11 protein-coding genes are annotated in these 11603 nt (G+C 62.8%); 6 read left to right on the top strand and 5 right to left on the bottom strand.

The genetic code is table 11. The features are described 5' to 3' along the window. Window positions 1-9 precede the first annotated feature (9 nt). The 4 genes from fdhA to ACYQ12_RS17825 all read left to right on the top strand — a co-directional run bounded on the left by fdhA (window position 10) and on the right by ACYQ12_RS17825 (window position 5038). Entirely contained in the window at window positions 10-1197 is a 1188-nt protein-coding gene (gene fdhA / locus ACYQ12_RS17840) for a formaldehyde dehydrogenase, glutathione-independent (RefSeq protein ID WP_459874301.1), read from the top strand. 366 nt (window positions 1198-1563) lie between these two features. Continuing rightward, entirely contained in the window at window positions 1564-2982 is a 1419-nt protein-coding gene (locus tag ACYQ12_RS17835; RefSeq protein ID WP_459874300.1) for an aldehyde dehydrogenase family protein, read from the top strand. A gap of 199 nt (window positions 2983-3181) precedes the next feature. Continuing rightward, window positions 3182-4129 carry a Gfo/Idh/MocA family oxidoreductase gene (locus ACYQ12_RS17830; RefSeq protein WP_459874299.1) on the top strand — a complete coding sequence of 316 codons (948 nt, stop codon included), beginning with the start codon at window positions 3182-3184 and terminating at the stop codon, window positions 4127-4129. Between the two features lie 75 nt (window positions 4130-4204). Then, window positions 4205-5038 (top strand): ion transporter, encoded by an 834-nt coding sequence (locus tag ACYQ12_RS17825; RefSeq protein WP_459874298.1) that lies wholly within the window; start codon window positions 4205-4207, stop codon window positions 5036-5038. A 92-nt stretch (window positions 5039-5130) separates the two neighbouring features. On the opposite strand, the gene ACYQ12_RS17820 is transcribed toward ACYQ12_RS17825, so the two are convergent. Next, on the bottom strand, window positions 5131-5217 hold the full coding sequence (locus ACYQ12_RS17820) for a small membrane protein YohP (RefSeq protein ID WP_442861953.1): 87 nt from the start codon (window positions 5215-5217) through the stop codon (window positions 5131-5133). A gap of 209 nt (window positions 5218-5426) precedes the next feature. Here ACYQ12_RS17820 and ACYQ12_RS17815 point away from each other — a divergent pair, with 209 nt between their 5' ends. Beyond that, the gene (locus ACYQ12_RS17815; RefSeq protein ID WP_459874297.1) at window positions 5427-6302 is read left to right on the top strand and encodes a M23 family metallopeptidase; all 876 of its coding nucleotides are present in this window, start codon (window positions 5427-5429) and stop codon (window positions 6300-6302) included. A 103-nt stretch (window positions 6303-6405) separates the two neighbouring features. Beyond that, window positions 6406-7059, top strand: coding sequence for a dienelactone hydrolase family protein (locus ACYQ12_RS17810; protein WP_459874296.1), 654 nt, complete (start codon window positions 6406-6408; stop codon window positions 7057-7059). A 186-nt stretch (window positions 7060-7245) separates the two neighbouring features. On the opposite strand, the gene fba is transcribed toward ACYQ12_RS17810, so the two are convergent. The 4 genes from fba to ACYQ12_RS17790 form a co-directional block, all read right to left on the bottom strand. Beyond that, window positions 7246-8310, bottom strand: coding sequence for a class II fructose-bisphosphate aldolase (fba, locus tag ACYQ12_RS17805; protein ID WP_459874295.1), 1065 nt, complete (start codon window positions 8308-8310; stop codon window positions 7246-7248). 113 nt (window positions 8311-8423) lie between these two features. Next, the gene (locus tag ACYQ12_RS17800; RefSeq protein WP_459874294.1) at window positions 8424-9587 is read right to left on the bottom strand and encodes a phosphoglycerate kinase; all 1164 of its coding nucleotides are present in this window, start codon (window positions 9585-9587) and stop codon (window positions 8424-8426) included. Window positions 9588-9599: 12 nt separating this feature from the next. Further along, entirely contained in the window at window positions 9600-10673 is a 1074-nt protein-coding gene (locus ACYQ12_RS17795; RefSeq protein ID WP_459874293.1) for a type I glyceraldehyde-3-phosphate dehydrogenase, read from the bottom strand. Between the two features lie 43 nt (window positions 10674-10716). After that, window positions 10717-11526: an acyl-CoA thioesterase gene (locus tag ACYQ12_RS17790; protein ID WP_459874292.1), complete on the bottom strand. Its 810-nt coding sequence runs from the start codon at window positions 11524-11526 to the stop codon at window positions 10717-10719. Window positions 11527-11603 lie beyond the last annotated feature (77 nt).

The raw sequence follows: 11603 nt of genomic DNA, 5'->3' as shown, positions 1-11603 counted from the left end.
GAGCCGAACATGACAAGTAATCGCGGCGTCGTTTATATCGGGCCCGGCAAGGTCGAAGTACAGGACATTGCCTACCCGAAAATGGAAACGCCCCAGGGCCGGCCCATCGAGCATGGGGTCATTCTGAAAGTCGTTTCCACCAACATCTGTGGCTCCGATCAGCACATGGTGCGTGGCCGTACCACGGCGCCGTCCGGCATGGTGCTGGGACATGAAATCACCGGTGAAGTGATCGAAAAGGGCAAGGACGTCGAGTTTCTCGATATCGGCGATCTCGTCTCGGTGCCCTTCAACGTGGCCTGCGGCCGCTGTCGCACCTGCAAGGAAGGCCATACCGGCGTGTGTCTGCACGTCAACGACGATCGGGCCGGCGGTGCCTACGGCTATGTCGACATGGGCGGCTGGGTCGGTGGCCAGGCACGCTATGTCATGGTGCCGTATGCCGACTTCAACCTGCTCAAGTTTCCCGATCGCGACCAGGCCATGTCCCAGATTCGCGACCTGACCATGTTGAGCGACATCCTGCCGACCGGCTTCCATGGCGCCCTGAATGCCAAGGTCGGCGTAGGTTCGACGGTGTATGTGGCGGGTGCCGGCCCGGTAGGCCTGGCCGCTGCGGCTTCGGCCCGCCTGCTGGGCGCCGCGGTGGTCATGATCGGCGATTTCAACCCGCAGCGCCTGGAACATGCCCGCAAGATGGGCTTCGAGCCGGTGGATCTCAGCCGGCATGATCGACTCGGCGAGATGATCGCGGCGATCGTCGGCGAGCCCCAGGTGGACAGCGCCATCGACGCGGTCGGCTTCGAGGCGGTGGGTCATGGCGGCAAGGAGCAGCCGGCGGTGGTCTTGAACCAGATGATGGAAGTGACTCGCGAAGCCGGCTCCATCGGTATCCCCGGCCTGTACGTCACCGAGGACCCGGGAGCCACCGAGAAGGCGGCCCAGAGCGGCAACCTCAGCCTGCGCTTCGGGCTGGGCTGGGCCAAGGCCCACTCCTTCCACACCGGACAGACCCCGGTGGTGCAGTACAACCGACAACTGATGCAGGCGATCCTGCACGGACGACTCAACATTGCCGAGATCGTCAACGCTCAGGTGATCTCCCTGGAAGACGCGCCGCAGGGTTACCAGCAGTTCGACTCCGGTGTGGCCAGCAAATTCGTGCTCGATCCGCATGGACTGCTGGGTGCGGCTTGATTAAACACCGGGCTGACTCCCTTTTAACGAGGGGAGTCAGTCATGCAATGTTTAAGCGTTATTCGGCTGGCGCGTCCAGGCTCAATATTGACAGATTTACAATATTCCCAGGATTGGAGCGGTGCTAGTGGTCAGGCAAGCGTCATAATGAGCACTCCTAATTCTGTCATCGGTAATTCTCGTTCAAGTGCTTTCCCGATGGTGGCCGGAACAAGGCTTGAGGGTGGAGTCGCTTTGCAGGGTGTGGCCCTTTGATGGCATGTGGGCCGCTACTAATTGCAGTCGTAATGCTCATCTTTATACAAGTGCAAAAAAGAACCGCTGAGCCAGTGGCAGCGTGGCATTGATTAATAGTGGGGGTACGTCATGCAGGTATATAAGCTACTTGTCAATGGAGAGTTGATTGACGGTTATACCACTCGGGGCGTTATCAATCCGGCCACCGGAGAAACATTCGCACAATGTCCTCAAGCGGATGAGTCGATACTCAATAATGCGGTGGCGTCGGCACGGAAGGCGTTTCCTGCGTGGGCGGGCCGTCCCTTGGCTGAACGGGCCAAGATATTGGAGCGTTTGGCGGATTCGCTGGAGGCACGCAGCGATGAAATTGCACTGGTGCTAACGCAGGAGCAGGGGAAACCCCTGGGGGATGCCAAGGGAGAGATTGCGGGTACCGTTGGCTATATCCGCTATATCGCGACGCTCGATTTATCTCCGAAGGTGCTTAAGGAGAACGACGCCGAACGCATCGTGCAACATCGCGCCCCGCTTGGGGTCGTGGGGGCGATCACCCCTTGGAACATGCCGCTCATTCTGCTGGCCATCAAACTTGCCCCGGCCTTGCTCGCGGGTAATACCGTCGTGGCCAAGCCCGCGCCGACAACGCCGTTGACGACCCTCCTGGTAGGCGGGATCTGCGCCACGCTATTCCCGCCGGGGGTAGTTAATGTCATTGTCGATGATAACGATCTGGGCGCTGTGATGACCCGCCATCCGGGCATCGCCAAGATTGCCTTCACGGGGTCCACCGAGACGGGCCGGAGGGTGATGGAAAGTGCCGCAAGTACGTTGAAGCGGTTGACGTTGGAACTCGGGGGTAACGATGCCGCATTAGTGCTGGAGGATTGCGACCCAGCGGACGTGGCGGAACACTTGCTGCGTGGCGCGACGCTAAATTGTGGCCAGATTTGTTTGGCGATCAAGCGAGCGTACGTCCACGAGTCGCTCTATGACGAGGTGTGTGAGGTGCTCGCACGACGTGCCAGGGCCATGGTGGTGGGCGATGGGCGGGATCCCGCCTCGCAGATGGGGCCGATCCAGAACCAAACGCAATATGAGAAGGTGAAAGGCTACCTCGACATTGCCAAGCGCGATGGCAATGTCATCGCCGGGGGCGCGCTCCCCGCCGGCCCCGGCTATTTCGTGCCGCCTACCATCGTACGTGATATCGACGACTCCTCGCCTCTGGTGAGAGAGGAGCAATTCGGCCCTATTTTACCGGTGCTTTCCTATCGTGATGTGGAGGAGGCCCTGACGCGGATCAACGACAGTCAATGGGGACTGGGCGGCACCGTGTGGGGGCAGGACCTGGATCGTGCTTATGCCCTCGCTCAGCGATTTGAGGCAGGGACGGTATGGGTCAACCGGCACTTGAACCTACAGGCCGGGATCCCCTTCAGCGGTGCCAAGCAATCCGGTATCGGCACCGAGTATGGGCAAGAAGGACTAGAGGAATTTACCCAGCGCCAAGTGATCAATATGCAACTCGACCCAGCGTGTGGATGAAGGTCGTGTATCACTATGAAAGCTGGACGATGATCGTCCGGCTTTTTTCACCAGGATGGCGAGCAAGACCGCGCCAAGCGCAGTCATGGAAGCCTGGCTGAATGCCTTCGATGAGTAGAGGTTCGGCCAGCGGTGTTTCGATACCTTTTTGCGCCGGCCGAAGCATGGACATCATCATTGCTTATAAGGAAAGTGTCCCATGAGCCACGATGACACCCTGCGTATCCTGATGGTGGGCGAAGGCGCCATTGCCGGCATTCACATGCAAGCACTGAGAACGCTCGACAACGTCGAGGTCGCCTGTGTTGCCGGCGGTGTCGAGGCGGACACCCGCGAGTTCGCCGGACAGTGGGAGATCGCCGAAATGTCGCTGGATTATGCCGCCTGTCTCGCGCGCGAGGATATCGATGCGGTGATCCTGGCCTCGCCCAGTCCGCTGCATGCCCGCCAGGCCGAGCAGGCGATCGAGGCCGGCAAGCACGTGCTTGCCGAGATTCCCATGAGTCTGAACCTGGAGGATGCCGAGCGTCTCGCCGCGCTGGCCGAGGGCTCGGATCGCATCTGCATGGTCGCTCACACCCGACGCTTCAACGCCCCGCACCGTGAGCTCAAGCGTCGCCTGCAGACCGGCGAGTTCCATCTTCAGCATCTCGTTGCCGAAACCTACTTCCTGCGCCGCGAGAATCTCAATATGCACGGCAGGCCGCGCAGCTGGACGGACCACCTGCTGTGGCATCACGCCTGCCACACGGTGGACCTGTTCGCCTGGCTGCTCGACGATTTCGACCTCGAGGTGTGGGGCGCTGCCGGGCCCCGGCATCCCGAGCTGGGCATTGCCATGGACATGAACATCGGGCTGCGTTCGCGCAGCGGCGTGCTTGCCACCCTGGCGCTGTCGTTCAACAATCGCGGGCCGTTCGGCGGGTTCTACCGCTACATCGGCGAAGAAACCACCCTGCACGCCTTTCGCGATGAGCTCAGGGATCACGAAAACGCCCCCATTGCCCTGCAGGGCCAGGGGTTCGTGCAACAGGACAGCGAGTTTGTCGCCGCGATCCGCCAGGGGCGCAGTCCCGAGGCCTCTTTCGGCGACTGTCTGCCCACCATGCGCTTGCTGGATCGCCTTGAGCGGATGATGCGAGGCTGAACGGCTCGGCCGCTTCCTCTCCTTGTACGCTTGGCGTATGGTCATAACGCCGTTGACCTTGATGACAGGCTGCCGATGGAAGACCGCATTACGCCGTTTCAGCTATTCATTCTGGTGTTGTCCTTCTACGTCCTGGGCGCGCTGATCGCCGACACCTTTTTTAATCTCTCGCCCGAAGTGTCGCGACTGCTCTACTACATGGACGTGATCGTCTGTGTGTTCTTCTTTACCGATTTCTGTATCCGCTTTCGTGCGGCGAAGGACAAGTGGCGCTTCATGCGCTGGGGCTGGATCGACCTTCTGGCAAGCATTCCCGCCGGGGTGCTGCTGGGGGGACGCGCCTTTCGCGTCGTTCAGATTATCCGTCTGCTGCGGGCCTTGAAGTCTTTCAAGATGATCTGGCGGATACTGTTCCGCAATCGTGCCAAGGGCATATTCGCCTCGGTAGCCACGATGACCATCCTGCTGGTGGCCTTTGGCGCATTGACCATGCTGCTGATCGAGGGGCCCAACCCCGAAAGCTCCATCGATACCGCCGAGGAGGCGTTGTGGTGGGCCTTCGTCACCATCACCACGGTCGGCTACGGCGACTACTATCCGGTGACTTCGCTGGGGCGTTTGGTGGCTGCGCTGCTGATGATCGGCGGAGTCGGACTGTTCGGCAGTTTCGCCGCCTACGTGAGTTCGATGTTCGTGCACGACCAGGGAGAGCAGGAGTCACGCCAGCACAAGGCGGATCGCGAAATGATTCGCCATCTCCATGCGCAGTTAATCACGCTGACCGAGGAGGTTCGAATGCTGCGTGCCGACATGGCCGATCACCACAGCGTGCATGGCATCGATAAGATAGAGAAGGATGTGGCCACGCCGCCTGCCAATACTTACCGTTCCGAAGAAAAGAAACCATGACAGGCGGGCTTGGCTTGAGGCCAGAATTCTCTCTCCAAGGGAATCCCGGCCTGGAGAGTCCACACCGGCTCCGCTAAGTGCGATCTCGCTGTTTAGAAGATCAGCATCAACAGGCCGATGACCACGAGCAGGCCGATGAGAAAGATGATGCCTGCAGTACTGGCGAGAAATTTCAGCATGTTTACGCTCCTTGTCTGTGATAAGCCTCCATGCGCTTAAAAGGCCGGATTGCATCACTGGCTCATGTATCGACTTTCAATGTAGATAAGGATGTAGGCAGCGACAAGCCGCACCCGAGCGCCACGTCACGAAGCCGGGGAGCGACATGCATGCGAGGCTGCACTGCAGTACAGTCTCGAGAATCGATTCCCGACAAGGATGCTCGGCCATGAAGTTCAGATCGTTTTCCACTCGCCCTCTGCGGTTGGGGCCGTTCATGCTGTTAAGTACCGCCCTCGGTGCGTTGCTGCTGCTGGCCGTAACGATCGCACCGGCAACGGCGGGCGATACGCACATCGTGTTCCCCGCCAGCGTGCAACAGGGCGCCATGGTGATCGGCAAGGTGCCTCCGGGAAGCCGGGTCGAATACAGCGGGCGGAAACTGCGCGTGACGGACTACGGCACGGTGGTGTTCGGCGTGGCTCGGGATGCCTCGGGGCATCGGACGCTACAGGTGACACCTCCCGGCGGGACAAGGCAGACTGCATCCATTGCCGTCACGCCGCGCGACTGGCCGATCGAGCGCATCAATGGGGTACCGCCCAAGACGGTATCGCCGCCTCCCGAGATTGCCGAGCGGATCCGCCGTGAACAGGCTCGGGTCAGCGAGGCCCGCGCACGTGACGACGATCGGGTCGGTTTCGCCCAGCATTTCATCTGGCCGGTGGAAGGGCGCATCAGCGGCCGCTTCGGCAATCAGCGCGTCTATAACGGTACGCCGGGTTCGGCCCATTCGGGCATGGACATCGCCGTGCCCAAGGGGACGCCGGTCAAGGCCCCAGCGGATGGCGTGGTGACCTTTGCCGACCCCGACCTCTATCTCACCGGCGGCACGCTGCTGCTCGATCACGGCTTCGGCATCAGCTCCAACTTCCTGCATCTCTCGAGGCTCGACGTGAAGATCGGCGACCACGTCAAGCAGGGCGAGGTCATCGGCGCGGTCGGGGCGACCGGGCGTGCCACGGGGCCACATCTGCACTGGGGCATGAACTGGTTCGACGTGCGTATCGACCCGCTACTGGTACTGCGGCGCAGCGCAGAGTGACTCTGCCTGACAGAACGACTTCTACCTGAAAGCATCGGCTGTCTGGAGCGCTGCAGGTTGCGATCTACACTGTCAGGACATTCTTGATAAAGTGAACTTCAACATGGCCTCTTCCTTAAGCGTCGCGTTGCAGGCCGGTGGCGTCGGGCTCGAAGGCGATCTGATCATGCCGGATAATCCCTCCGGTATCGTGGCGTTCGCCCATGGCAGCGGCAGCAGCCGGTTCAGCCCGCGTAACCAGCAGGTGGCACATTATCTCAGCGGCAGAGGATGGGCCACGCTGCTGTTCGATCTGCTCACGCCCCAGGAAAACGTGCTCGACATCCGCACCCGGGAGCTGCGTTTCGATATCGACCTGATCGGCAAGCGCATGGTCGGCGCCGTGGACTGGATCGCCCAGGCATCGGAGACGCGGGGACTGAACATCGGCCTGTTCGGTGCCAGCACCGGGGCCGCCGCCGCGTTGATCGCTGCCGCCGAACGTCCCGATGCGGTGCGTGCCGTGGTCTCGCGGGGAGGTCGCCCGGATCTCGCCGGTGACACCCTGCCCAAGGTCAAGGCACCGACGCTGCTGCTGATCGGTGAGCACGACGAACAGGTGATCGCACTCAACGAACGTGCCCGTGAATGGATGCATGCCCCCTGCGAGGTGGCGGTGATTCCCGGCGCCACCCACCTTTTCGAGGAACCCGGCACGCTGGAGACGGTGCAGGCGCGCGCCGAGCAGTGGTTCAGCCGCTATCTCGACAGCCCCTAGCCGATCGCTCAGGAACTTGCCCTCGGCAGGATGAACGCCACCTCGCTCCGCAATCCCCAGAGAAAGGCGGCAGCCATGATCCATGGGCTTCCTGTCATGCATTCCTCCCTGGGCCATGTCATGAAACCGCAAGGATCGCCATAAAAAAGGCCTTCCCGGGGAAGGCCCTTCTGGAGCGAGGCTGTCTCAGTTCACCTGCGGGTCCAGCTCGCCGCGCGCATAGCGCTCGAACATCGCATCCAGGCTGAGCGGCTTGATCCTGCTGGCGTTGCCGGCAGTGCCGAAGGCCTCGTAGCGGGCGATACACAGTTCGCGCATCGCGCCGACCGATTCCTTGAGGTACTTGCGCGGATCGAATTCGGCCGGGTTATGGGCCAGGAAGCGGCGAATGGCGCCGGTGGAGGCCAGGCGCAGGTCGGTATCGATGTTGACCTTGCGCACGCCGTGTTTGATGCCCTCGACGATCTCCTCGACCGGTACGCCGTAGGTCTCGGGGATCCTGCCGCCGAATTCGTTGATGATTTCCAGCCACTCCTGCGGTACCGAGGAGGAGCCGTGCATCACCAGGTGGGTATTGGGAATGCGCGCGTGGATCGCCTTGATGCGTGAGATCGACAGCGTGTCGCCGGTAGGCGGCTGGGTGAACTTGTAGGCGCCGTGGCTGGTGCCGATGGCGATGGCCAGCGCATCGACGTGGGTCGCCTTGACGAAGTCGGCGGCCTCTTCCGGGTCGGTGAGCATCTGCTCGTGCGAAAGCTTGCCCTCGGCGCCGATGCCGTCTTCCTCGCCAGCCATGCCGGTCTCCAGACTGCCCAGGCAGCCCAGTTCGCCTTCCACCGAGACGCCGCAGGCATGCGCCATTTCCACGGCGCGACGGGTCACGTCGACGTTGTAGGCGTAGTCGGTCGGGGTCTTGCCGTCCTCGCCCAGCGAGCCGTCCATCATCACCGAGGAGAAGCCGAGCTGGATGGAGCGCTGGCACACGGCGGGGCTGGTGCCGTGGTCCTGATGCATGACCACCGGGATGTGCGGGAATTCCTCGACCGCGGCGAGAATCAGGTGGCGCAGGAAGGGCGCACCGGCGTACTTGCGGGCACCGGCGGAGGCCTGGACGATGACCGGCGAGTCGGTCCGGTCTGCGGCCTCCATGATGGCGCGCATCTGTTCCAGGTTGTTGACGTTGAACGCCGGCACGCCGTAGCCGTACTCGGCGGCGTGGTCCAGCAACTGGCGCATGCTGATCAGGGCCATGATTTACCTGTCTGGTTTCTCGGAAACATCCATCATGCTGACGATGCAACGCTCCCATGCCCGTGGGCATGGGAGCGTTGCGAAGCGGCGCCTATAGTGCCACAAAAACGGCGTTATTTGGCGGCGTCTTCCAAGGCCGCGACAGCGGGGAGCGTCTTGCCTTCCACGTATTCGAGGAACGCGCCGCCGCCGGTGGAGATGTACGAGACCTTGTCCTCGATACCGTACTTGTCGATGGCGGCGAGGGTGTCGCCACCGCCGGCGATGGAGAAGCCGCTGCTTTCCGCGATGGCCTTGGACAGCGCCTCGGTGCCCTTGCCGAACTGGTCGATCTCGAACACGCCGACCGGGCCGTTCCACAGGATGGTGCCGGCATCCTTGAGGAGGCCGCCCAGGCGTGCAGCCGTTTCGGGACCGATATCCAGAATCATCTCATCATCCTGCACCTGATCGACCGGCTTGGCCACGGCATCGGCGGACTCGGAGAACTCCGTGGCCACGACGACATCGGTGGGCAGCGGGATCTCGACCTTGGCCATCAGGCTCTTGGCCTGGTCGATCAGGTCGGCTTCGTGCAGGGACTTGCCGACGTTGTAGCCGGCCGCGGCGATGAAGGTATTGGCGATGCCACCGCCGACGATCAACTGATCGCATTTCTCGGACAGAGCGTTGAGCACGTCCAGTTTGGTGGACACCTTGGAGCCGCCGACGATGGCGACCATGGGACGCTTGGGCGTGGCCAGCGCCTTCTCCAGCGCCTCGAGTTCCTGGGCGAGCAGCGGGCCGGCGCAGGCGGTGGGCGCGTAGCGGGCCACGCCATGCGTGGAGGCCTGGGCGCGGTGGGCGGTGCCGAAGGCGTCCATCACGAACACGTCGCAGAGGTTGGCGTAAGCGCGCGACAGGGCCTCGTCGTCCTTCTTCTCGCCCCGGTTGAAGCGCACATTCTCGAGCAGCACCACCTCCCCGGCATCGAGATCGACCTGGCTATCGAGATAGTCGCTGACGAGCCTCACCTCCTGCCCCAGCAGTTCACCGAGATGCCGGGCGACCGGAGCCAGGGAGAACTCCGCGGCCGGTTCGCCCTCGGTGGGGCGGCCAAGATGGCTCATCAGCAGTACCTTGGCACCGGCGTCGCGGGCCGCCTTGATGGTCGGCAGACTGGCCCGGATACGGGCGTCGCTGGTGACGCGGCCATCCTTGACCGGAACGTTGAGATCTTCACGGATCAGCACCCGTTTACCGGCGAGATCCAGGTCGTTCATCGTGCGTACGTTCATGGAGCGTGTTCCTCACTTCTCCGGGAATTGACTCTTGTCCGGGGCCGCGGCCCGCCGCATGTCCGGTACCAGCCAATGTTCGGCGACGTCGAGCATGCGATTGGCGAAGCCCCACTCATTATCGAACCAGCACAGCAGCTTGATCAGATGCCCCCCTGCCACGCGGGTCTGGGTGGCGTCCACGATACCCGAGCGCGGGTCGTGGTTGAAATCGACCGAGGCCATGGGCTCTTCAGTGTAGCCTAACCGAGCGGCGAGCCGGGTTCGACTGGCGTCGTAGAGCAGGGCGTTGACCTCGGCGGCGGTCGTGGCGGTGCGCACCGACAGCGCCATGTCCATGGCCGAGACATTGATGGTCGGCACGCGCACGTGCAGACACTCGAAGCGTCCGGCCAGATGCGGCATCAGCCGCTCGATGCCACGTGCCAGCCCGGTATCCACCGGGATGATCGACTGCATCGCCGAGCGTGTCAGGCGCAGGTCGGTCTTGTGGTAGGCATCGATCACCGGCTGATCGTTCATGGCCGAGTGGATGGTGGTGGTGACGCCGTGATCGAGCCCCAGCGCCTCGTCGAGAACGGTGAGCACCGGTACCAGGCAGTTGGTGGTGCAAGAGGCGGTGGAAACGATGCGCATCTCGGGCGTGAGCTGGGCGTCGTTGATGCCGCAGACGATGGTGGCGTCGACATCGCTCTCGGCAGGCTGGGAGAACAGCAGTCGCTTGGCGCCGGCGGCCAGGTGGCGCTCGGCGGTGGCGCGGTCCTTGAAGCTGCCGGAGCATTCCAGTACCAGGTCGATGTCGAGCGAACGCCACGGCAGCCGATCCGGGTCGGGCTCGGAGAGCACGGTGATCGCCTGGCCATTGACGATCAACTGTCCGTCGCGGGTTTCCACCTGGCCGGGAAAGCGACCGTGGGTGGTGTCATAGCGGGTCAGATAGGCGATGGTGGCGAGATCGGAAAGCTCGTTGATCGCCACCACCTGAAACGGCAGCTCCGTGGCGTGGCGTGCGGCTTTCTCGACGAGCGCGCGCAGCACGCTCTGGCCGATGCGGCCGTAGCCGTTGATGGCGATGCGATAGGCCATGAAGCGGGCTCGGAAGTGGGTAAGGCAACGATTCTAGCGCAGCTCAGGCGAACACGGCCACGTTCTGGCGCCCCACGATGACCGGCTCGCCGTGGCGGTTCCACACCGTCATCGCCTGACTCGAATAGCCGTCGCAAGTGGCTTCGGCGACGCTGCGCGACAGCCACCAGCCGTCGTCGGTCCGCGGCGCCTCGCTCAACACGTCGAACATCCAGGTCATGGTGCTGACCGGCGCCGGCTCGGAGAACAGGCACATGGCGGCAGGCGGCAGCGCGTCGGCCAGCGCCACCAGGCCGACGATCGTCGGCCTGACGGCTTCGTCCTTGTGCTGCAGCCAGGCGGTGACGTCGCCGACATCCGCCGTGCTGATCGGCATGCTGCCGGCGGCGTGGCGACTGTTGAAATGCTGGGCAAAGTTCGGCGCCATGCGGCTCTGCCCGAAGAACGGCTCGTAAGCCTCCGGTCCCTGCACGTGGGGAACGGATATCTGCAGGTCCGATAGGGTCGACTCGCGAGCCGCACCGAAGCAGAAGGTGGCGCGCACCGTCAACTTGCCGTCGCTGATCAGATCGGTGGTGACGAAAGCCGTCGACTTGCCCTGACGTACCAGAACCGGCCTGAGCTCGACGGTACTCGACGCCGGACCGATGAAGGAGAGCTGCGCCGAGCGCAGCGGCGGCAGGGTGGTGAAGGTCTTCAGCGTGGCATCGAGGCATAGCGCCGCCGACAGGCCGCCATAGATGGCCCGCCCCTGCAGCCAGTCTTCGGGAACCGTGGCGGAAAAGCCTTCACTGATGGGTGAAAGGCCGTCGAGAACGTCGGAGAGAGGCGTGAGAGGCTGCGTGTCGCTCATGTGGGTCGTCCCTGTGGTGGTAACGGGCGTCTGCAAACGTCGGCCAAGCATAACCTCGCCGGAGTCCGGTGAGGATG

The organism is Halomonas shantousis, assembly GCF_054654615.1.
This window is presented reverse-complemented; position numbering and strand designations above follow the sequence as displayed.

What these genes read in the sequence shown, in the direction of transcription:
- ACYQ12_RS17820 (WP_442861953.1), bottom strand. Translation starts at nt 5,217, where the DNA reads ATGCTGAAATTTCTCGCCAGTACTGCAGGCATCATCTTTCTCATCGGC.
- ACYQ12_RS17835 (WP_459874300.1), top strand. Translation starts at nt 1,564, where the DNA reads ATGCAGGTATATAAGCTACTTGTCAATGGAGAGTTGATTGACGGTTAT.
- ACYQ12_RS17830 (WP_459874299.1), top strand. Translation starts at nt 3,182, where the DNA reads ATGAGCCACGATGACACCCTGCGTATCCTGATGGTGGGCGAAGGCGCC.
- ACYQ12_RS17810 (WP_459874296.1), top strand. Translation starts at nt 6,406, where the DNA reads ATGGCCTCTTCCTTAAGCGTCGCGTTGCAGGCCGGTGGCGTCGGGCTC.
- ACYQ12_RS17815 (WP_459874297.1), top strand. Translation starts at nt 5,427, where the DNA reads ATGAAGTTCAGATCGTTTTCCACTCGCCCTCTGCGGTTGGGGCCGTTC.
- ACYQ12_RS17795 (WP_459874293.1), bottom strand. Translation starts at nt 10,673, where the DNA reads ATGGCCTATCGCATCGCCATCAACGGCTACGGCCGCATCGGCCAGAGC.
- fba (WP_459874295.1), bottom strand. Translation starts at nt 8,310, where the DNA reads ATGGCCCTGATCAGCATGCGCCAGTTGCTGGACCACGCCGCCGAGTAC.
- ACYQ12_RS17825 (WP_459874298.1), top strand. Translation starts at nt 4,205, where the DNA reads ATGGAAGACCGCATTACGCCGTTTCAGCTATTCATTCTGGTGTTGTCC.
- ACYQ12_RS17790 (WP_459874292.1), bottom strand. Translation starts at nt 11,526, where the DNA reads ATGAGCGACACGCAGCCTCTCACGCCTCTCTCCGACGTTCTCGACGGC.
- ACYQ12_RS17800 (WP_459874294.1), bottom strand. Translation starts at nt 9,587, where the DNA reads ATGAACGTACGCACGATGAACGACCTGGATCTCGCCGGTAAACGGGTG.
- fdhA (WP_459874301.1), top strand. Translation starts at nt 10, where the DNA reads ATGACAAGTAATCGCGGCGTCGTTTATATCGGGCCCGGCAAGGTCGAA.